This is a genomic window from Noviherbaspirillum sp. FW303-A3, assembly GCF_058788695.1.
Genome location: NZ_JBYTAZ010000001.1, coordinates 2,691,293 through 2,711,162, shown reverse-complemented (window position 1 = coordinate 2,711,162; position 19,870 = coordinate 2,691,293). Strand labels below are relative to the sequence as shown.

Genomic DNA, 19,870 nt, shown 5'->3' with positions numbered 1-19,870 from the left:
GGAGATTATCGACACAGGAAGACGCAGCAATGACCACCGCACTTGAAGCCCTTACCCGCCTGCGTGAAGGCAACAGCCGTTTCGTGAACGGCAGCGCCGGCAGCCACCTCAACCTGGACGAATCGCGGCGCAGCCAGCTCGTGGCCGGGCAGAAACCCTTTGCCATCATCCTCGGCTGCTCCGATTCGCGCGTGCCTGCCGAACTCGTGTTCGACCAGGGACTGGGCGATCTCTTCGTGATCCGCATTGCCGGCAATATCGTCGCGCCCTCCCAGGTCGGCAGCGTCGAATTCGCCGCCGAGCAGTTCGGCACGCCGCTCGTCGTCGTGCTCGGCCACTCGCGCTGCGGGGCGATCGCGGCGACCATCGAGCAGGTGCTGCGGCCGGCGCGGAATCCCTCGCACAACATCCATTCCATCGTCGAACGCATCCGTCCCTCGGTAGCGCCGCTGGTGGCCACCGAATTGCGGCACGACCACGACGCGCTGGTCGGGCATGCGGTGCGCGCCAACGTGCGCGCTTCCGCCAACCACCTGCGCCACGGTTCCGAGATTCTCGAGCAGATGATCCAGGACGGGCGGATGATGATCGTCGGCGCCGAGTACTCGCTGGAAACCGGCATCGTCGATTTCTTCGACGGCGTGCCCGAAGGCGAGTGATGCCATCATGGCGACGCTCCAGTTCACCCAGCAGCTGAGGCGCTTCACCGACACGCCGGACATCGAGACCGGCGCCGAGACACTGCGCGAGGCGCTGGAAGAGGCATTCGCCGCCAACGAACAATTGCGCGGCTACATCCTCGACGAGCAGGGCCATCTGCGCAAGAACGTCGCGATCTTCATCGACGGCCAACGCATCCACGACCGCATTTCCCTGAACGACCCGCTTGCGCCCGGCAGCAGCGTGCATGTGCTGCAGGCACTTTCCGGAGGTTGACCATGAACGACCGCGCATTGCTCGCCACCCGCAAGGGATTGTTCGAACTGTCCCTCAGCAGCGGCGGATGGTCGCTGCAGGACATCGGCTTCCTCGGCGAGCCGGTGTCGATGACGCTGCACGACCGCCGCGACGGTGCGGTGTATGCGGCGCTCAACCTCGGGCACTTCGGCGTCAAGCTGCATCGGCGCGACAAGGGCAAGACGGAGTGGACGGAAATCGCGGTGCCGGCCTATCCGCCGCAGGGCGAACGCGGCGACGACGTCGAATGGAAGCTGACGCTGCTGTGGTCGCTCGCAGCCGGCGGTAATGACGAACCCGGCGTGCTGTGGGCCGGCACCCTGCCCGGCGGCCTGTTCCGCTCGCCCGACAGGGGCGATTCCTGGGAGCTGGTGCAGTCGTTGTGGAACGAGCCGTCGCGCAAGGGGTGGTTCGGCGGCGGTTACGACGTGCCGGGCATCCACTCCCTCTGCGTCGATCCGCGCGACAGCAAGCGTGTCCTCGCCGGCGTTTCCTGCGCCGGCGCATGGCTGACCAAGGACGGCGGCGCAAGCTGGCAGGCGAGCGCCAAGGGCATGCGCGCCGTCTACATGCCGCCCGAGCGCATGGATGACCCGACGGTGCAGGATCCGCACATGATCTCGCAGTGCGCGGCGCAGCCCGACGTATTCTGGTGCCAGCACCACAACGGCATCTGGCGCTCCGCCGATGGCGCCGCGACCTGGCAGGAGATCGGGCCTGCGGTCAAGCCGCTGGTGTCCGACTTCGGCTTTGCCGTCGCCGCGCATCCACAGGACCCGCTGACCGCGTGGTTCGTGCCGGCGGAAGCGGACCAGCGCCGCATTCCGGTCGGCGCAGCGATGTGCGTGACGCGCACGCGCGACGGCGGGAAATCATTCGAGGTATTGCGCGAGGGACTGCCCCAGAAGAATTGCTATGACCTGGTGTACCGCCATGGGCTGGCGGTGGCCGACGATGGCGCCACGCTGCTGGTGGGATCGACGACCGGCGGGCTGTGGGTGTCGGAAAACGGCGGCGACAAGTGGCAGGAGATATCGACTACCCTGCCGCCGATTTACGCAGTACGCTTTTACTGACAGGTGCCGCAGGCGGTCGCGTCCTGCATCGCCGCGCGCGGGCATTCGCGTGCGAGCATCTCCTCCTCCGCGAGGAATTCGCGGCAGCAGACATTGCGCAGATGGAAGGGCAGCCAGTCCTCCAGCGCCCAGCGCGCAAAGCGGTCGCCCACGAACAGCATGGCGTTGGCCGGCGAATCGAAGCAGCGTTCCAGCGCCTCCCGGGTGGGGGCGAGGTCCTGGTTGTGCGGCTGCTCGAGGATGTAGAGGCGCTTCAGGTAACGCAGGTTCTGGTCGAGGAACAGCAGCAGGATGTCGCGCGCGCTGGACAGGTCGTGGCGCGTGGCGAAGAAGCTCTGGCCCCACACCTGGCAATAATCGTGGAAGTTCATTGCCGGCTGGTTGTCAAACTGGCTCTGCAGATAGAAATGCACGGCCGGGCTGTAGCGCAACTGGTCCTTCTTGCACAGCGCGCAGCTCCAGAACTCGGACTTGCTGATGCGCGCAAGGAAGCTGCCGTCCTTCGGCGGTCCGTCATGCAGGCCGAGGGTGTCGAATTCGAACAGACCTTCCAGCCGGGCCAGGTAGACCGACGCAATGTCGGCTTCCAGTCCGTTCAGGGCCGGTGGCAGGTCAATGGCGGTGTCGGCAGGCGCGATGGCGCGTGGCTGTGCAGACATGGGCTTCCTTTCGTGCTCGGTATATTCGTATCGGGTTTGCTTCGCGCGCGGCGTGCTGGATCGCCCGGACAATGCCGGGGCTGGCGGTATGGCGGGCTGCGGAGCGGGAACGGGGCTTGGTTCCGGCTCGCGGAAGAGCGTTCAAGCAGTTTCAGTCATTCAAGATAGTTCCTGACCGCAGCTGCCGCAAGCTCGGCGGCGGACGTCATCATCGTTTTGCGCGCACATTGGCGACCATGTCCTTGAACGTGCTGATCCTTTCCTCCGCCGCGAGTAATTCCTGCGCGATTTCATTCAGTTTGCAACGGTTCGAGCGCGCGTAATCGCGCAGCACTTCGAACGCGGTGTTGCGATCCGTCTGCAGCTTCGCCATCAGCAGGCCGACCGCCATGCTCGTTTCCCGTCCCGCTGCCAGCGCGGCTGTCAGGTTGGCTTCGGTGCGCCGCAGCTGGCGGATTTCGTCGGCACGGGCCAGCGCCGCTTCCACTGCCGGCACGATCTGCGCATGCTCGAAGGGCTTCACCAGAAAGCCGACAGCGCCCGATTCGGTCGCTTCGCGCACCAGTTTGATATCGTTATTGCTCGTGAGAAACATGAACGGTACGCTGGTTTCCACTTGCAGGCGCTTTGCCAGTTCGAGCCCTGACATGCCCGGCATGGAAATATCCAGCAGCGCCAGGTCCGGCTCCTGCTCGGAGACACTGGACAGCGCGGCTTCGGCGGAGGCCGCCTTGCTTGTCGCATATCCGGCATGGTGGAAAATGTGCGACAGCAGGTCCAGCGTGATGCTGTCGTCATCCACCAGCAGGATGCGCCTGCTTGGAGGCGGGGAAAGGCTGGTCGTTGCGGTCATCGTGTCAGCGGTTGCGCAGGGAACATGTGAATACTGGATGCTCTTTCAGCACGACATGGAAATCGTTGATCCAGGTCAATTGCGCCCGACTAAGGAGCATTCCGGATGCAGTTTCTGCCGTCATGCTTGGCCTTGTACAGTGCCAGGTCCGCGACCCGGAACAGTTCATCCGTGTCCGCGTCCGCCGTGATTTCGGCGACGCCGGCGGAAAAGGTGGCGGTGAAGTCGCGCGCCTCGGAATAGTGCCGGATCATCGAGAATGACTCGCGGATCTGGTCGAGGACGTGCGCCGCGGCTTGCGCCGGCGTGCCCGGCATGATGACCGCGAATTCCTCGCCGCCGTAGCGGCCGATGATGTCGCCGCGCCGCAGCCGCTGCTGCAGCAGGCGCGCCAGCGCGCGGATGACCTGGTCGCCGACCGGGTGGCCGTAGCTGTCGTTGATGCGCTTGAAATGGTCGATGTCGACCATCGCCAGCGACAAGGGGGTCAGCGAGCGGGTGGAGCGGGCGATCTCGCGCGACAGGTTTTCCTTGATCGCCGAGTGGTTGTACAAACCCGTCAGGCTGTCCCGCATGATCAGGCCGCGCAGGCCACGGTAGCGGAGTACGCGGCTAGTGAGCGCTGACACCAGGTGCGCGGGCAGGATGGGCTTGGTGAGGAAATCGTCGCCGCCGGACTCGATGGCGTCCAGCTGCTTTTCGAAATCCGACTCGCTGGACAAAAAGACAATCGGCACGTCGAGATACATGTTGTCCTGGCGGATCAGGCGCGCGAGGTCGATGCCGTTGCATTCCGGCATGTAGACATCCATCAGGATCAGCTCCGGCCGGTACTCGCCCAGCGTCTGCAGCATGGCCGGGATCTTGTCCAGCACGTGCACGTCCATGCCGGCGCCGCGCAGCACGGCGGCATAGTGGCGCGCCGTGTCGAGGTCGTCGTCGATGATCAGGATGCGGCAGGGCTGCTGTTCCTCCTGCACCGTCAGCGCATCGAGGCGGTCGATCAGGGCCACCATGTCCAGCGGCTTGGAGAAGTAGCCGTCCGCCCCCGCGCGCACCGTGGCGAGGCGGGCTTCGAAATTGCTGCGGGTGGAAATGAAGATGACGGCGAAACGATGCGCGTTGGCCTGCTTGATGCGCGCCACTTCCGCCGCGCCGGCAAGGATGCCCGCGGGGAAACCGAGATCCATCACGACCGCGGCTGGAATGCGCAGGTCGATGTATTCCTGCAGGCGCGCCAGCTCGGTGATGATCACGACTTCGTAGCCGAAGTATTGAAGCTGGCCGGCGATATCCCGGGCGACCAGTTGATTGTCGTGTACGAGGTAGATCAGGCGCTGCGAGCCGGCCTCTACCGGCGGACGCGGCGCCGGCGCCGGCGAAGGCGGTGCCGGAGGGATGACGCCCTTTGCCTTTGCATTGGCCACGGCCCAGCGCAGGAAGGCGCCGACGCCGGTGGCGATCGGCGTGAAGGAACCTGGCTCGTGCGCGGACTCCTTGATGAAGGCATTCATGCGCATCTCGAGGTCGGTCGCGCGGAACCCGAGTTCGGAAAAACCGAAGGTGCCCGCCGAGCCTGCCAGCGAGTGCAATTGCAGCACCAGGGCATCGTAATGCCCTGCGGTGTCCGGCTCCTCGAGGCAGCGTTGCAGGCAGTTTTCGATTTCGTTCAGGCGGCCGGGCAGGCCGGTCACATAGGCTTCCTCTATGGCGCGCAGCGACGCCTCGAAATCGGTCTCCCCCGGGTTGTCATTCTTCTTGTGCATTCCTCACTCCCCGTTTTCCCACAGCCCACATACCTGCGACGCCAGCTGCATCGGGTCGAACGGTTTTGCCAGCACGCCCATCGCGCCCAGCGACTTGTAATAAGCAATCTCCGATGCCTGCACCTTGGCGGTCATGAAGACGGCCGGCGTCTCCATCGTCAGCGGCAGCCGGCGCAGGCCGGACAGCGTGCCGGGGCCATCCAGGCCGGGCATCATGACATCGAGCAGGATCAGGTCGGGGCGGTAGCCGGCGGCCACCGTTTCCAGCGCCTCCTGCCCGGATGCGCAGACCTTCAGTGTATACCCGCCGACGGCTTCCAGCGCGAGTTGTGCGATGGTGCGGATGTCGGCGTCGTCCTCGACGTACAGGATATGTTGCAGCGGGCCGCGGTTCATGACAGTTCTTTCTGTTCGGGGTGCCGGCCGCCGATCAGGCCGTGCAGGATGGACAGCAGCTGGGCGTTGGAGGTGCGCGACTTCACCAGCGCCGCCTGCACGCTGTCGATCATCGGCTGGTTCGCTTCTTCCACCGAGAACACCACCACCGGTGTCGTCGCGTTGTGGCCGGAGAGGGATGCCATCAGCTCCGAACCGTGGCCGTCCGGCAGCTGCAGGTCGAGCAGGATCAGGCTGAACGGTTCGGCGGCCAGGCGCGCGCGCGCTTCCGCCAGCGTGCCGGCGTGGGTGAGGCGGAAGGCCGGCTGCAGCATGGCGGCCACCACTTCCACGACGTCGCTGTCGTCTTCGACATGGAGCACGCTCGGCACCTTGTCCTTGCAGCCGCGCAGCGCGCCCTGCAGGGCAGCGAGGAGGCGGACTTCATCGATCGGTTTCGGGATCCAGTCGAGGATGCCGACGGCGCCGCCGGTCAGCGTGCGCCGGCCTTCCTCGGCACGCGCCGACACCACCACCACCGGCAGGGCGCGCGTGCCTTCCTGTTCGCGCATCCAGCGCAGCAGCGACAGGCCGTCCTCGCGCGGAAGCGCCAGGTCGAGCGTCATCGCTTCGTAGCCGCCGGCCGCGAGCATCCGGCGGGCCTGGTCGGCGTCATGCGCGACGTCGCTCGACATGCCGGCCTGCGCCAGCATCATGCCGAGCAGGCGCGCGATGTCGTGGTCGTCCTCGACGACCAGCACACGGCCGTGCTTGTGCATCGCAGCGGGCATGCCGGATACCAGCGGCAATTCGACGAAGAATTCGGTGCGCACGCCGGGTTCGCTGCTGAAATCGATGCGTCCGTGATGGCGCTCGACGATCGCGCGGGAAATGCTCAGCCCGAGTCCTGAACCGCCCTTCTGCCGGGTATCCGAGGAATCCGCCTGCGCGAACTTCTGGAAGATGCGGTCGCGGAAACTGGGCGCGATGCCCCCGCCCTGGTCGATCACCGACAGGCGGACATATCCCGGGGTGGTCGCCACGCGGACCAGCACTTTTCCGTCCGGAGGAGAGAATTTTGCGGCATTCGACAGCAGGTTGACGATGACCTGGACCATGCGGTCGCCATCGACGGCCACCCACGCATCGCGGGCGTCGTCGGCCAGCTCGAAACGCACCTGGTACTGGGCGGCGAATTGCTGGGTCGACGCCAGCGCCTGTTCCGCCAGCGGAAGCAGGCGCTGCGTGACGATCTCGAAGCGCATGTTGCCGGTTTCGATCTTCTCGATATCGAGGATGTCGTTGATCAGGCGCACCAGGCGCTCGCAATTGTTGTTGGCGATCGTCAGCAGCGACTTGGCGCGCTCGGACATCTCGCCGGCCACCCCGCCGCTCAGCAGGCCGAGCGAACCGCGTATCGACGTCAGCGGCGTGCGCAGCTCGTGCGATACGGTGGAGATGAATTCGTTCTTGAACTGTTCCGCCTTCTTGCGCAGCGTGATGTCGGTGCCTACGCCGCACACGCCGTAGACCTCATCCTTTTCATTGCGCAGCGGCGCCCGCACCACGAGGAAGCTCTGCGCGCCGCCGTCGAGCTGCATTTCATCCTCGATGCGCGTCGCGGCGCCGCCCTGCAGCACCTGCCGGTCCATGGCACGGTTGTGGGCGGCGAGGTCGGGCGGGAACACGTCTTCCACCGTCTTGCCCAGCACCTCGCCCGGAGCGAAACCGAAAACGCGCTCGTATTCCTTGTTGGCGAAGAGGAAGCGGCCCTTCATGTCACGCACGTAAACGAAGGAGGACGTGCTGTCCATCAGGGCCTGCAGCAACGTGCTGCTCTCGCGCAGCTGGCGCTCGTTCTCGCGGCGGACGGTGATGTCGCGCACGATGCCGGCGAATCCGCGGCGGTCCTTGAGCCACATCTCGTTGACCTTCAGTTCCATGGGGAACAAGGAACCATCCTTGCGCCTTCCCGTGACTTCGCGGTCGACGCCGATGATGGCCGTGCGGCCGGTGTCGCGGAAGCGCTGCAGGTGGCTGTCGTGCGAGTGATGATAGGTCGCCGGCATCAGCACCTTGATGTCCTGTCCGATCAGCTCGTCCGGCCGGTAGCCGAAAATCTGCAGCGCCGCCGGGTTGATGCTGTCGATGACGCCGAATTCATCGAGCGTGATGATGCCGTCGGCGACGTTGTCGACCACGGCATGCATGCGCGATTCGCTCTCCCTGGCGGCGGCGAGCGCCTGCTGCAGGGTCTTGTTGTTGAGTTCGGATTCCGTCCATTGCGCCAGGTCGCGCAGCGCCTCCATGCCGTCGGCATCCAGGGCGCGCGGCCGCCGGTCCGCGATGGCGAAGGTGCCGATGCGGGTGCCGTCGTGCGCATGCAGCGACCAGCCGGCAAAGAAGCGCACCGGGGGCTGCGCCGACAGCAGCGTCTGGCCCGTCAGCCGGGCGTCGGCCAAGGCATCCTCGACGATGGCGGGAGCGCCGCGCGCCGCCAGCGAGGCGAAGGGAATCCAGTGCGGCAGGTCGCGGCTTTCGACGCCGTGCTTCGACTTGAACCAGCGGCCGTCCTTGCCGATCAGGGAGATGAAGGCGATCGGCACATCGAACAGTCGCACCGCAGTACGGGTGATGCGGTCGAAGCGTTCTTCCGGTGCGGGGTCGAGCACCTGCACGGCATGCGAGGCAGGGAGCTTGTGCGCTTGTATGGTGGGCGGTGGTTCCCGCATGGCCTTTTCCTGGCTGTGGCGCGCCGTTACTTTCCGGTAACGCCTTTGCGGTCAATTCTACGCGAGGCTATCGAAGTGCAAAAGCCGATTTGATGCCGTAGTGCATCATTGCTTTTCGATCCGCTGGAAGTATGCCGTCTCCAGCTTGTCCCTATTGCACTGGCGCAAGGCAAGGAAGGCGGTCACCGGGCGAGCCGTTTGATGGCCTCGAGCAGGCGTGCCGGATCCACCGGCTTGACGAGGTGGACATCGAAACCGGCTGCCAGCGCCCGGTCGTGATCTTCCTGCTGGCCGTATCCGGTCACGGCAACCAGGCGGATCCCGCGGGTAACCGCCGACGCACGCAGGCGCCGTGCGACTTCGTAGCCGTCGATGCCCGGCAGCCCGATGTCGATGACCGCCACGTCGGGTACGTCCTCCATGGCAGCCTGCAGTCCGCCGTTGCCGTCGGCGGCCGCGGATACCGTGTGGCCGTAGATGGACAGCACCGCGGCCAGCGTCTGGCGGTTGTCTTCATTGTCCTCGACCAGCAGCACACGGTAACCTTCGCCGGCCGGCGCGCGCGGCACTCCCAGGGTGCCGGCATTGCCCGTATCCGCGGCCAGCGGCAGCTGCACGGTGAACATGCTGCCCTTGCCGGCGCCATCGCTGTGCGCCGACACGGTGCCCCCGTGCAGCATCACGAGCCGCTGGACCAGCGCCAGCCCGATGCCGAGACCGCCTGGCGACCGGTCCAGTTGCGCCGGTCCCTGGACAAACACGTCGAAGATCTGCGGCATCAGTTGCGGCGGAATGCCGATGCCGTTGTCGCTCACCGTGAGCGTCGCCTTGCCGTCGGCTGCCCGCACGCGCACAGCGATGCGCCCTGCGCCGGGCGTGTATTTCGCTGCATTGAGCAGCAGGTTGCAAATGACCTGCTCGATGCGGGTGGAATCGGCATCCACCCATGCCGGCTCGACATCGATATCGAGCGTGTGCGCCCCGATGCGCTGCGTTCCGGAAAGCGAGGCGACGCAATTCCGGACGGCTTCAGCCAGATCGAAGTGCTGGCGGTTGAGGAAGGCCTTGCCCGACATCACGCGGCTGACGTCCAGCAGGTCGTCCACGATGCGGGCGAGGTGCTGGCTCTGGCGGCTGATGACCGCCTGTGCGCGATGGCTGCTTTCGGGGCTCAGTCCAGCGGTCTCCATGATGGCTACCGCGTTGGAAATGGCGCCCAGCGGGTTGCGCAGTTCGTGTCCCAGCATGGCGAGGAATTCATCCTTGGTCTTGTTCTGCTGTTCGGCCAGCCGGCGCGCTTCCTGCTCGCTGGCGAACAGAACCTCCCGCTCGGCCTCGGCGGCAGTGCGGGAGTCGTGCTCGCGCCGCAGGATTGTCCCTGCCTCCGCCAGCGCCGCATGGAGCCGGTCGACTTCGGCGACGCCGGACAGATGTTCGACGGGCTGCTCGCCGCGTCCAAGCGCCGTCGCGGAACGCACGGCGCCGCCGATCGCGCCGGCCAGGCGGCGGCCGAGCAGGTAGGCGACAACGATCGCTCCCGCGATGGCGGCCAGCAGGCCGATGCCCGACACCAGGACCGCCTTGCGGGCGGCGTGCTCGATGCGATCGACCGGTACGCCGACGGCGACAATCCACCCTGACAGCTTCGAGCGCGTATAGATGCCGTAGATTTCTGCGCCGTCGAGACTGCGCGTGCGCACCACGCCCTCGTCGGCGGCACGTGCGGCCGCGAACAGTTCCGGCACCGTCGGTTTGCCGACGAACTCTGCCGCGCCACGGCTCCGCGCGACGGTGATGCCGTCCCGGTCGAAGATGCCGATCACGCTGCCCGGCGACATGGTGGCCTGATCGAATACGCGGCTGAAATACTCGGCAACGAAGGCCTGGCTGAGAATGAACAGGGGACCGTCGGGATGCGGCACGGGGACTTCGACAGAGATCAGCGGGCGATTGGCGACATTCCCGTGCAACAGGTTGGACACGTAGACGGAGCCGGTACGCATGGTCTCGATGCCGATCTCCGGCCGGCTGCGCCGGGGAAGCGGGTCGCCGAAGGCGGTGCGGGTGTTGACGAGCTGCTGGCCGGAGCGGTCGAAGAGGACGATCCATGCGTCTTCGCTGCCCAGCACACCCCGGGACTGCGCGTAGAAGCTGGCCAGGTCCTGCCGTGAAAGATGCTGCGAAGTGGCAAGCGCCCGCAGCCTGGCTTCGGCGGCCGCCAGTTCGCTGTCCACGCTCAGCGCGGTTGCCCTGGCCGTCTCGTGCACCGCCCGCAGCGCCGCCTTGCGTTCCGCGTTGAGCAGCATGTTCAGCGCCGCTGCGGCAAAGACGATCACCGGCACCAGCACCGCGGCGGCTGTCAGCGTGAGGTAGGTGCGGATCTTCAAAGGGCGGCTTTCTGGGTCATCGCACGGGGGGCTGCGTGCCCCTATCATAATGAAAGAACCCCGCCTGCGGATACGCGCCTTGGATCGAACCCCGCACGCGTATCGAGTCCGATACATGTTTTGGCATGATGCGAGGACGCACTCCCGCAGTGCATCGGCAGCGTGCATCTCCCTCCTGCACGGCCCGGCCTGCCCGCTTCCCGCCTCATCCTGGGGCATAACTCCTTGGCATCGTTATTGCATTGCAGAAATGCTCAGCCAAAGGAAGAACCATGTCCCACGTTGCGATCGCCATGTTTTCGCGGCCGGAATGTCCGGCCGGCGGACCGGCCATGCTCAACGACCTGCTCGCCCACTTCGAAGGGATGATCTACCGTTGCCGTGTCGATGTCGCATGGAGCATCGAATTCGTCAGCGCCGGATGCAAGGCGCTGACCGGCCACGGCGTGCACGCGTTCATGGACGGCACGGTGCATTTCGGCGAACTGGTGCATCCGGACGAACGCATCATGGTGCGCAATGCGATCTACCGCGCCCTGCAGTACAACCGCCGCTACAGCATCGAATACCGCATCGTGCGCGCCGACGGAACCGAGCGCTGGGTATGGGAGCACGGCACCGGCATCCGCAACGCCAGCGGCGTGTGCATCGCGCTCGAAGGGTTCGTGCAGGACATCACACAGCGGCACGAAGCCGAGCAGGCGCTGCATGAGGCGGAGCGGCGTTACCGCAGCATTTTCGAGAACGCCGTCGAAGGCATCTTCCAGTCCACGCCCGACAAGGGCTACCTCGCCGTCAATCCGGCGCTGGCGCGCATGTACGGCTACGGCTCGCCCGTGGAGATGATCGAGACGCTGCGCGACATCGATCACCAGCTCTACGTCGATCCCGGCCGGCGCGCCGAATTCCTGCGCCTAATGAGCGAGAACGGCCAGGTCCTCAACTTCGAATCGCAGGTACGCCAGCGCAACGGCAACGTGATCTGGATTTCCGAGAATGCGCGCGCCGTGCGCGGGCCGGGCGGCAGCATCCTGTTCTATGAAGGCACCGTCGTCGAGATCACCGAGCGTAAGGTCTACGAGGCCAAGATCCGCCATCAGGCCACACACGACGCGCTGACCGGCCTGCCCAACCGCAACCTGCTGTCCGATCGCCTCGAGCAGGCGATCCGCCAGGCGCAACGCAATGGCGACATCGCCGCGGTGGCATTCATCGACCTCGACCATTTCAAGTTCATCAACGACAGCCTCGGCCACCAGGTCGGGGACGAACTGCTCAAGGTGGTCGCCACGCGGCTCAAGTCCTGCATGCGCGCCACCGATACCGTGGCGCGCCAGGGTGGCGACGAATTCGTGATCGTGCTCTCCAACCAGAAGAACCTGCAGGCGGTGACCGACACCATCCGTCGCATCATCGCCGTCGTCGCCGAACCGTCGCAGGTCAACGAACTCGCGCTGCACGTCACCTGCAGCATCGGCGTCAGCGTCTTCCCTTCCGACGGGCATGATGCCGAGACGCTATTGCGCAATGCGGATTCCGCCATGTACAAGGCCAAGGAACTCGGGCGCAACAACTTCGAATATTTTGCCGCCGAGATGAACATGCATGCGACGCAGCGGCTGGAGTTGCTTACCAGCCTGCGCCATGCGGTGGCCAACAATGAATTTGTGCTGCAGTACCAGCCGAAGATCCATCTCGCCACCGGAGAACTGGTCGGCGCCGAGGCACTCATCCGCTGGTGCAGTCCCGCGCGTGGCATGGTGCCACCGGGATCCTTCATTCCGCTGGCGGAAGAAAGCGGACTGATCATCGAGATCGGCGCGTGGGTGCTGCGCACCGCGTGCGCGCAGAACATCTCCTGGCAGCAGGCCGGCTACGCGCCGATCCCGATTTCCGTCAACCTGTCTCCGCGGCAGCTGATGCGCGAGGATATCGTCGACCTGGTCGCGGAAGTGTTGCGGGAGAGCGGCCTCGCGCCGCACTACCTGGAACTGGAGATCACCGAGACGGTCGTCATGCGCGACGTCGACAAGTCGCTTGTCATCTTGAAGAAGCTCAAGGAGCTGGGCGTGAAGATTTCGATCGACGATTTCGGCACCGGCTATTCGAGCCTGAACTACCTCAAGCGATTCCCGGTCGATACGCTCAAGATCGACCGCTCCTTCGTCAGCGACATCGTGACCAACCAGGACGATGCCGCCATCGTCAAGGCGGTGATCTCGCTGGCGCACATTCTCAATCTGCGTGTGGTGGCCGAAGGTGTGGAAGCGGAAGCGCAGCACCGTTTTCTTCTGGAGAACGGCTGCGACGAAGTGCAGGGTTTCCACTTCGGCAGGCCGATGCCCTTCGAGGCTTTTGCCCAGGCCTGGTTGCAGGCGAAAGAGGGAAGTTGATTTTTCCCTAGGATTGGAGCGTTTTCCTGCGCAGCGGGAAACATGCATCCAATGCGCGCGATCCCCCCATTCATTCCCAAGATAGCACGCGTCCGATCGACGGCATGGCGCCACGGCGCGTCCCGTTTGCGTTCACACAAAAAGCATGCGCAGTGGCGCATGCGCGCACTGAACTCTTGATGGCGTACCGATCAAAGCGAGGACAAGACACGCCAAGGAACGCGGCGCGAATCCGATCGATCAAGGGAATGAATGCGATGAGCAGAAAACAAGAACAATCTATCGAAAAGTCATCGAACAATACGGTGGCCATCCATATCGCACCGTGGTCGGATGTCACCATCCAGTGCTACGAAAACGATGTGCCGGCTTTCGTCGGCCCTGTGCTGGAAAGGTTGTACGGAAACCTGTTTTCATCACTGGCGTACTACCGCGCGTTCGGCGGCGCCGACAACGCCAGCACCTACGTGGTGCGAGACGGCAAGAACATCGTTTGCGCCTGGCTGTTCCGGCGGCATCGCAACACGGTGCGGGTGATCAATGAAGGCATCCGCGTGGACCAGGATGACCTGCTGCGCTTTGCCGGCACCATCTTCGGCAGGTATCCCAGGGTCGACGTCATATCCTTCCATGCGGTGCGGGCGAACCTGGTGGATGTTCCCATGCCCTGCCAGCGATTCAACTGCCTGGAAGACATGGTGCTCACGCTCCCCAGCAGCGCGGAGAACTACACGGCCAGCCTCGGCCGTTCCACGCGCAGCTACATTCATCGCTACACGAACAAGCTCAAGCGCGATTTTCCCTCGTATGAATTCCGCGTCCTCGGTCCGGGCGAGATCGAGGAGCAGCAGGTCCGGCACATCATCGACCTCAACCGCCTGCGCATGGCGATCAAGGGCAAGGAGTCGATCAACGACGAGGACGTCACGCGGCGTATCGTGCAGCTCGTGCAAGAGTGCGGCCTGGTCGGCGTCATCATGATCGACGGCCGCATCTGCGCCGGATCAATCAATTACCGCGCCGGCAGCAACTACTTCCTCGAAACGCTGGCGCACGACCCCGCCTATGACGACTACCGCCTCGGCACGTTGTGCTGCTACCTGACCATCTGCGAGTGCATCGCCCGCGGCGGCGGCGAGTATCACTTCCTGTGGGGACAGGATGCATACAAATCGCGCCTGCTCGGCGTGCAGCGCGACCTCGACGACATCGTGGCGTACCGCTCCTGGCTGCATATGGTGTTGTATGGAAAACTGGTGATGCAACATGTCTGGCATGCCGTGGTGCGGCGTACGCGCATCTGGGTGCGGCAGATGCGGCGGCGCGACAGCCTGGGCGGACGCCTGGTTACACGGCTGTGGCGCCTTGTACGCGGAACGGGCGTCGTCAAGCCCTAGTCAATCTTCAATGCGCGGCTGCCAGTTCCCGCTGCGCCCTTTCTGCATGCGCAAGGACGCGCTGCAGCACCCCCTGCATGTCGACCGGCAGGTCCTGCCGCAGCGCGGCATGGATGGCCGACACCAGCGCTTCCTCGCCGCGTTCGCAATCGGCCACCAGCGACGCACGCATGTCCCCGGACAGCAGCGCCTTGATCCCCGACAGCATGTGCGCGATGGCTTCCCGGTCGGGGTCGGGCTGTTGCGGCAGGTCGTCGATGGCGTGGATCTGCACGGCCAGTTCGGCGGCCAGGTGTTGCCGTTCGTCCGCCAGCGTCGTGAAGACCTCCGCCAGGCGATCGTCGCCCAGCTCCGACGCGGCGGCTTCGTAGTGGCCGGCGGTTTCGAAACAAAGCTTTTCCACGGCATTGACAGACATCTGCCGTTCATCCCTGAGCAACATGAACTTCCTCCTTCCTGCTTTCCAGATAGGCCGGCGGCACGACTACCTTGATGGCGCCGGCGATCATGTCGAACGTGACAGGCGTGCGCGATACAACCTCGCCGTCCGCGCTGACACGCATCGTCCTGCTGGTTGTGATGCGGATGCTGCGGCCCCGTTCGATATCGACCGGATGGTAGTTTTCGAACCTGCCGGCCCGGAACGCGGGCGCGTACTTCACCAGTTCCCAGACGCTGAGCGGCTCGATGCTGTAGAGGAAAAACAGCCGGTCGTCGATGCTCGCCTCCTCCGAAATCGTCATGCCGCCGCCGTAGTGCCTGCCGTTGCCCACCGAGATCTGGAGCGAACGTACCCGCTTGCGCCGTCCGTCGCACACGATATCGGCATGGAAGGGACGAAACGACGAGATCGCCTTGAACAGGCTGCGTGCATAGCCGAACACGCCCCAGCGGCGCTTCAGGTCGGGCGAGAGGTGTTCCTGCGCATGGACGCCGAGTCCGATGTGCGCGGCATTGAAAAAGTAGCGGTCGTTGACGCGGCCCAGGTCGATTCTGTGCAGCAGGCCGCCCGCGATGATGTCGCTGGCCTGGCCGATGTCGACGGGAATCTGCAGGGTGCGTGCGAGGTCGTTCGCGGTGCCCATCGGCAGCACGCCCAGCGGCAGGCGTGTCTCGATCAGCGCGGGCGCCGCCGCATTGAGCGAACCGTCGCCGCCGCCGATGACGGCAAGATCGACGTCCGCGGCATGGCGCCGGATCATTTCCGGAATCTGCTCAGGCCTGTCCAGCGCCCACGGCAGGACATCCACGCCGCCCTGCTTCAGGCGCTCGACGATGGTTTGGAGGTCAGAAGTCCCGTTGCGGCTTTTGCGGTTGATGATGAGTAACGCGCGCTTGGGCACAGCCTCTCCCGATCACAAACTTGCCACCTTCTAAGACCTTGCGAGGGAGGAGCGGTTCCTCTGTTCCGAAGCGCAATTGCCTCGGATCAAAGGCCCCAGTGCACCGCCGGCACGCCGAACAGGTAGCGGTGGAATGCCATGACCAGCAGCGCCAGCACGATCGCGGCGCCGATGGCCATCGCGTCCTGCCTGGCGACGGGCGCGAAGTTCTTCACGGCGTGCCGTTGCGTCGCGGAGACCAGATCGATGACGACATAGGCGAGGAAGGCGCCGAAGAGCAGCGTCGCCTTCGTTTCGCCATTGGCCAGCAGATGCACCGCCGCCCACAGGCCGACGCCGATCAGCATCGGGTGCTTCAGTGTGCGGCGGATATGCGTGCGCATGTTGGCCGACGCCAGCAGCACGAAACTGACAATCATCGCCAGCGGCGCAGCCAGGATGGCCGCGGGCACAGGATTGAACAGCCGCGGTTCGGAAGGCGCCCGCGCGTAGCCGATGACGATCAGCACCAGTCCCAGCGCCGACACGATGGAGAACATTCCCTTGTAGCCCTTTTCGCCCATTCGCGCGAAAAGCACATTGCGCATACCGGTCAGCACCGGCAGCAGATGAATGCCGAGGAACAGCACAAGTCCCAGAACCAGCAATTCCATAAACCCTCCCTGAGTGGACAGACTGCAGGCCACAGCGTAATCGGTATGGCCGAACCTTGTGTGACTTGGCGCAAGCAGGGCGGCTCGTGTAGGACAAACGCTGCATTTTGCCTAGGACGAAACCGCGACCTTGAATAATTTGATTTGGGTCAAATTCATTGAAAGATACCAAAAGTAGCATTCTGCCCGGCTCACAAGGCTCCTGCGATACGTTGCCGTCCTCACCCCGGCAGCGGGCGAAACAAGAAAAAGAATCCGGCGTTGCCCGTCACCTGCCGCATTTTTACGTCCAGCGGCGACTCACTCAGGCGGTGCGCGCCCTTTTAAAAAGGGCTCCTCATGCTGAAGAACATCACCATCAAGTCCCGTCTCATTTTTGTCCTTGGGTTCCTCTCTTTTCAACTGATTGTCGGCGCCGCCATCGGCATCGGCGCGCTCGGCCAGGCTAACAGCGCCATGCAGTCGCTGTATGAAGACCGGCTCGTTGCGCTCGGGCAGCTCGACCAGATCGTGCGCAAACTGATCCTGAACCAGCTCCTGGTCGCCAAGGCCGTCTCGGACGACCCGGATGAAGCGCGCATGCTGATGGATGAAGTCGATGCCAACATCCGCGACGTCAGCCAGACCTGGGATGCCTACATGAAAACGTATCTCATGCCTGAGGAACGCCGGCTTGCCGAGGAGTTCGCCGTCGCGCGCAAGCAATTCGTCGCCGACGGACTTGTGCCGGCCGTGCAGGCCCTGCGCGCGCGGGACACGCAGCAGGCGCAGGAACTGCTGCACGGCAAGATGGAGACATTGTTCGTGCCGGTGCGGGACCGGATCAACGCGCTCATCCGGTTCCAGCTGGATGTAGCAAAAAGCGACTTCGAGTCATCGCAGTCGACATACAACCTGGTGCGGGTGACCTGCGCCGCGGCCCTGCTCGGCGGTTTGCTGCTCGCAGCCTTCATCGGTGCCTGGCTGATCCGGTCCATCCTGGGGCCCCTGAACGAGGCCGTGAAGATAGCCGACGGCATTGCCGCCGGGGACCTCACGCAACGCGTGGAAGTGCATGCGCGCGACGAGACCGGACGGCTGATGCAGGCATTGAAAAACATGAAGGATGGCCTCGCCGACATCGTGACGCGTGTGCGCAGCGGCACCGATGCTATCCAGAGCGCCTCCAGCGAAATCGCGGCTGGCAATCGCGACCTGTCGACGCGCACCGAACGGCAGGCAGGATCGCTCCAGGAAACCGCGTCCTCGATGGAAGAACTGACCTCGACGGTCAAGCAGAATGCCGACAATGCGCGCCAGGCGGACCAGCTCGCGCTCTCCGCATCCGAAGTCGCCATGCGCGGCGGCCATGTCGTGGCCCAGGTAGTCGATACCATGGGCTCGATCAACGCATCCTCGAAGAAGATCGTCGATATCATCGGCGTGATCGACGGCATCGCCTTCCAGACCAATATTCTTGCGCTGAATGCCGCCGTGGAAGCGGCGCGGGCGGGCGAACAGGGACGCGGCTTTGCCGTGGTGGCGGCGGAGGTGCGCAGCCTCGCCCAGCGTTCCGCTGCCGCGGCGAAAGAGATCAAGGTGTTGATCGACGATTCCGTCGACAAGGTCGGCACCGGCGCGCGCCTGGTCGACGAGGCCGGCGCGACCATGAACGAGATCGTGGAGAGCGTCAAGCGCGTGACCGACATCATGGGCGAGATCACCGCGGCCACGCGGGAGCAGACCGCGGGCATCGAACAGATCAACCAGACCATCGCCCACATGGACCAGGCGACCCAGCAGAACGCGGCATTGGTCGAGCAGGCCGCAGCCGCCTCGCAAGCCATGCACGACCAGTCCATGCATCTCTCCGACTCCGTGACGACGTTCAAGCTCGATACGGCGCAAACTGTCGCCGCACAGCCTGCGCCTGCGAATGCCCCCCGCCTTGCCGTTGTCGGTTCGTCCGTTCCCGCTCCGCAGGCGAAGCGCCCGCTCAATGTTGCTGCGGGAGGGGAGTGGGAGGAGTTTTAGCCAGGCCGCGCAACAGCAGTTCCGAAAACCGTGGCAGGTCGATGTTCGATCCGCACACGATGAGCGCCACCCGCTTGCCGCGCAAGGACTCCCGCAGCGGCCCGAACAGGCCTGCCGCCGCCGTGGCGGCGGCAGGCTCGGCGACCAGTTTGACGTCGCGATAGAGATGGGCCATGGCGGCGCAGATATCGTCGTCCGCCACGCGCACCATGCCATCCGCGAAACGCCGGCAGACGCCAAAGCTGTAGTCCATCGCATACGGCGCCCCCAGGCTGTCGGCGACGCTGTCGACGTGCTCCAGCTGCTCCGGCCTGCCGGACTCGAAACTGCGGTTCATCGCATCCGCTCCTTCGGGCTCCACGCCATAGACTGCGCAGCCGGGCAGGCGTTGCTTCACCGCGGCGGCGATGCCGGCCAGCAAGCCGCCTCCGCCCACAGGCACCAGCACCGCATCGAGGTCCGGCACCTGCTCCACAAGCTCCAGCCCGACGGTGGCCGTTCCTTGCGCGACGAGCGGCCCGTCGTAGGGATGGACCATGGTGCGGCCTTCCGCTTCCTCGATTTCCAGTCCATGGCTGAACGCCTGGTGCACGTCGGGCATCAGGATTACTTCCGCGCCATATTCCCTGCAGGCCTCGACACGGGCCGGACTGGCATGGCGCGGCATTACCACCTTCGCATGCACGCCGTTTGATCTTGCCGCCCAGGCAACGGCAATCGCATGGTTGCCGGCGCTGACCGCGACGACACCGCGCCGCCGCGCGTCTTCGTCGAGCGCATCCATGCTGTTGAGCGCGCCGCGCACCTTGAAGGTGCCGGTCTTCTGGAACAGTTCGAGCTTGAGCCAGACTTCGGTGTCGTCGCCAAAGATTTCCTTGACGGCGCCGGTCTGCCAGCGCCATACCGGCGTGCGCAGGACCTTGCCTTTCAGGCGGTGAGCGGTGTCCACGACGTCATGCATGGACGGATAGGAGCCCGAGGCCGGGCTCGTCGTGAGGGTCGACATGTGTGTTCTCCAATGCGGATTCGAATGCGGTGCGTCAGCGGGCGACGCGCGAGATGGTTCGCAGGGGGGCGCCAGGCACCGGCAAAGCCGCAGCTCAGCGACCCTTGATAATTCGAATGATCGAAATGGAGAGGAGAGCGGGACGCACGCCGCCTGCCATGCCGCCGAACGCAACCGTGCCCGCGCCGGAGGCGGAGCGGGAGAAGCGTGTCGAAGCGAAGGGCTGTGGCGTGTGCATCCGGCGATCATGCCGAAAAAGG

The 19,870-nt window shown here is 64.7% G+C and carries 17 protein-coding genes and 1 tRNA gene; 7 read left to right on the top strand and 11 right to left on the bottom strand.

Annotated elements, in window-relative coordinates:
- Nucleotides 1-29 precede the first annotated feature (29 nt).
- Genes AC3WOY_RS13080 through AC3WOY_RS13070 form a run of 3 tightly spaced genes read left to right on the top strand, consistent with a single transcriptional unit; the run spans nucleotide 30 to nucleotide 2,033 of the window.
- On the top strand, nucleotides 30-659 hold the full coding sequence (locus tag AC3WOY_RS13080; RefSeq protein ID WP_492424407.1) for a carbonic anhydrase: 630 nt from the start codon (nucleotides 30-32) through the stop codon (nucleotides 657-659).
- A gap of 7 nt (nucleotides 660-666) precedes the next feature.
- Nucleotides 667-936 carry a MoaD/ThiS family protein gene (locus AC3WOY_RS13075; protein WP_492424405.1) on the top strand — a complete coding sequence of 90 codons (270 nt, stop codon included), beginning with the start codon at nucleotides 667-669 and terminating at the stop codon, nucleotides 934-936.
- 2 nt (nucleotides 937-938) lie between these two features.
- Entirely contained in the window at nucleotides 939-2,033 is a 1,095-nt protein-coding gene (locus AC3WOY_RS13070; RefSeq protein ID WP_492424403.1) for a WD40/YVTN/BNR-like repeat-containing protein, read from the top strand.
- Here the strand turns inward: AC3WOY_RS13070 and AC3WOY_RS13065 are convergent.
- Nucleotides 2,027-2,464, bottom strand: coding sequence for a hypothetical protein (locus AC3WOY_RS13065; protein WP_492424401.1), 438 nt, complete (start codon nucleotides 2,462-2,464; stop codon nucleotides 2,027-2,029). The genes AC3WOY_RS13070 and AC3WOY_RS13065 overlap by 7 nt on opposite strands.
- Between AC3WOY_RS13065 and AC3WOY_RS13060 the strand changes: the two genes are divergently transcribed.
- A tRNA-OTHER gene (locus AC3WOY_RS13060) sits at nucleotides 2,450-2,595 on the top strand. The two genes, AC3WOY_RS13065 and AC3WOY_RS13060, sit on opposite strands and share 15 nt — an antisense overlap.
- Before the next feature lie 305 nt (nucleotides 2,596-2,900).
- Here AC3WOY_RS13060 and AC3WOY_RS13055 read toward each other — a convergent pair.
- The 5 genes from AC3WOY_RS13055 to AC3WOY_RS13035 all read right to left on the bottom strand — a co-directional run bounded on the left by AC3WOY_RS13055 (nucleotide 2,901) and on the right by AC3WOY_RS13035 (nucleotide 10,805).
- Nucleotides 2,901-3,545, bottom strand: a complete 645-nt coding sequence (locus AC3WOY_RS13055) for an ANTAR domain-containing response regulator (RefSeq protein WP_492424399.1) — start codon at nucleotides 3,543-3,545, stop codon at nucleotides 2,901-2,903.
- 89 nt (nucleotides 3,546-3,634) lie between these two features.
- A complete protein-coding gene (locus AC3WOY_RS13050) occupies nucleotides 3,635-5,311 on the bottom strand; it encodes a diguanylate cyclase (RefSeq protein WP_492424397.1) in 1,677 nt (558 codons plus the stop codon).
- Between the two features lie 3 nt (nucleotides 5,312-5,314).
- Complete coding sequence (locus AC3WOY_RS13045; RefSeq protein WP_492424395.1) at nucleotides 5,315-5,707, bottom strand: response regulator; 393 nt, start codon at nucleotides 5,705-5,707, stop codon at nucleotides 5,315-5,317.
- On the bottom strand, nucleotides 5,704-8,418 hold the full coding sequence (locus AC3WOY_RS13040; RefSeq protein WP_492424393.1) for a PAS domain S-box protein: 2,715 nt from the start codon (nucleotides 8,416-8,418) through the stop codon (nucleotides 5,704-5,706). Before AC3WOY_RS13040 ends, AC3WOY_RS13045 begins: the two co-directional genes overlap by 4 nt.
- Before the next feature lie 182 nt (nucleotides 8,419-8,600).
- Nucleotides 8,601-10,805 carry a hybrid sensor histidine kinase/response regulator gene (locus AC3WOY_RS13035; protein ID WP_492424391.1) on the bottom strand — a complete coding sequence of 735 codons (2,205 nt, stop codon included), beginning with the start codon at nucleotides 10,803-10,805 and terminating at the stop codon, nucleotides 8,601-8,603.
- A gap of 272 nt (nucleotides 10,806-11,077) precedes the next feature.
- On the opposite strand from AC3WOY_RS13035, the gene AC3WOY_RS13030 reads away from it, so the two are divergent.
- Nucleotides 11,078-13,198, top strand: a complete 2,121-nt coding sequence (locus AC3WOY_RS13030; protein WP_492424389.1) for a putative bifunctional diguanylate cyclase/phosphodiesterase — start codon at nucleotides 11,078-11,080, stop codon at nucleotides 13,196-13,198.
- 257 nt (nucleotides 13,199-13,455) lie between these two features.
- The gene (locus AC3WOY_RS13025) at nucleotides 13,456-14,595 is read left to right on the top strand and encodes a GNAT family N-acetyltransferase (RefSeq protein ID WP_492424387.1); all 1,140 of its coding nucleotides are present in this window, start codon (nucleotides 13,456-13,458) and stop codon (nucleotides 14,593-14,595) included.
- A 7-nt stretch (nucleotides 14,596-14,602) separates the two neighbouring features.
- Here AC3WOY_RS13025 and AC3WOY_RS13020 read toward each other — a convergent pair whose 3' ends face one another.
- From AC3WOY_RS13020 to AC3WOY_RS13010, 3 genes are all read right to left on the bottom strand, one after another.
- Nucleotides 14,603-15,037, bottom strand: a complete 435-nt coding sequence (locus AC3WOY_RS13020) for a PA2169 family four-helix-bundle protein (protein ID WP_492424385.1) — start codon at nucleotides 15,035-15,037, stop codon at nucleotides 14,603-14,605.
- A complete protein-coding gene (locus AC3WOY_RS13015; RefSeq protein ID WP_492424383.1) occupies nucleotides 15,021-15,938 on the bottom strand; it encodes a lipid kinase in 918 nt (305 codons plus the stop codon). Before AC3WOY_RS13015 ends, AC3WOY_RS13020 begins: the two co-directional genes overlap by 17 nt.
- Nucleotides 15,939-16,024: 86 nt before the next feature.
- Complete coding sequence (locus tag AC3WOY_RS13010) at nucleotides 16,025-16,591, bottom strand: NnrU family protein (RefSeq protein WP_492424381.1); 567 nt, start codon at nucleotides 16,589-16,591, stop codon at nucleotides 16,025-16,027.
- 339 nt (nucleotides 16,592-16,930) lie between these two features.
- Between AC3WOY_RS13010 and AC3WOY_RS13005 the strand changes: the two genes are divergently transcribed.
- On the top strand, nucleotides 16,931-18,604 hold the full coding sequence (locus AC3WOY_RS13005; RefSeq protein ID WP_492424379.1) for a methyl-accepting chemotaxis protein: 1,674 nt from the start codon (nucleotides 16,931-16,933) through the stop codon (nucleotides 18,602-18,604).
- Here the strand turns inward: AC3WOY_RS13005 and AC3WOY_RS13000 are convergent.
- On the bottom strand, nucleotides 18,567-19,610 hold the full coding sequence (locus AC3WOY_RS13000; RefSeq protein ID WP_492424377.1) for a threonine ammonia-lyase: 1,044 nt from the start codon (nucleotides 19,608-19,610) through the stop codon (nucleotides 18,567-18,569). The genes AC3WOY_RS13005 and AC3WOY_RS13000 overlap by 38 nt on opposite strands.
- 94 nt (nucleotides 19,611-19,704) lie before the next feature.
- The gene (locus AC3WOY_RS12995) at nucleotides 19,705-19,848 is read right to left on the bottom strand and encodes a hypothetical protein (RefSeq protein ID WP_492424375.1); all 144 of its coding nucleotides are present in this window, start codon (nucleotides 19,846-19,848) and stop codon (nucleotides 19,705-19,707) included.
- Between the last annotated feature and the right edge of the window lie 22 nt (nucleotides 19,849-19,870).

Bases quoted from the DNA above. Each gene is read 5' to 3' on its own strand.
- AC3WOY_RS13055 (WP_492424399.1), bottom strand. From the start codon at position 3,545: ATGACCGCAACGACCAGCCTTTCCCCGCCTCCAAGCAGGCGCATCCTG.
- AC3WOY_RS12995 (WP_492424375.1), bottom strand. From the start codon at position 19,848: ATGCACACGCCACAGCCCTTCGCTTCGACACGCTTCTCCCGCTCCGCC.
- AC3WOY_RS13000 (WP_492424377.1), bottom strand. From the start codon at position 19,610: ATGTCGACCCTCACGACGAGCCCGGCCTCGGGCTCCTATCCGTCCATG.
- AC3WOY_RS13075 (WP_492424405.1), top strand. From the start codon at position 667: ATGGCGACGCTCCAGTTCACCCAGCAGCTGAGGCGCTTCACCGACACG.
- AC3WOY_RS13025 (WP_492424387.1), top strand. From the start codon at position 13,456: ATGAGCAGAAAACAAGAACAATCTATCGAAAAGTCATCGAACAATACG.
- AC3WOY_RS13050 (WP_492424397.1), bottom strand. From the start codon at position 5,311: ATGCACAAGAAGAATGACAACCCGGGGGAGACCGATTTCGAGGCGTCG.
- AC3WOY_RS13070 (WP_492424403.1), top strand. From the start codon at position 939: ATGAACGACCGCGCATTGCTCGCCACCCGCAAGGGATTGTTCGAACTG.
- AC3WOY_RS13030 (WP_492424389.1), top strand. From the start codon at position 11,078: ATGTCCCACGTTGCGATCGCCATGTTTTCGCGGCCGGAATGTCCGGCC.
- AC3WOY_RS13010 (WP_492424381.1), bottom strand. From the start codon at position 16,591: ATGGAATTGCTGGTTCTGGGACTTGTGCTGTTCCTCGGCATTCATCTG.
- AC3WOY_RS13040 (WP_492424393.1), bottom strand. From the start codon at position 8,418: ATGCGGGAACCACCGCCCACCATACAAGCGCACAAGCTCCCTGCCTCG.
- AC3WOY_RS13020 (WP_492424385.1), bottom strand. From the start codon at position 15,037: ATGTTGCTCAGGGATGAACGGCAGATGTCTGTCAATGCCGTGGAAAAG.
- AC3WOY_RS13045 (WP_492424395.1), bottom strand. From the start codon at position 5,707: ATGAACCGCGGCCCGCTGCAACATATCCTGTACGTCGAGGACGACGCC.
- AC3WOY_RS13005 (WP_492424379.1), top strand. From the start codon at position 16,931: ATGCTGAAGAACATCACCATCAAGTCCCGTCTCATTTTTGTCCTTGGG.
- AC3WOY_RS13080 (WP_492424407.1), top strand. From the start codon at position 30: ATGACCACCGCACTTGAAGCCCTTACCCGCCTGCGTGAAGGCAACAGC.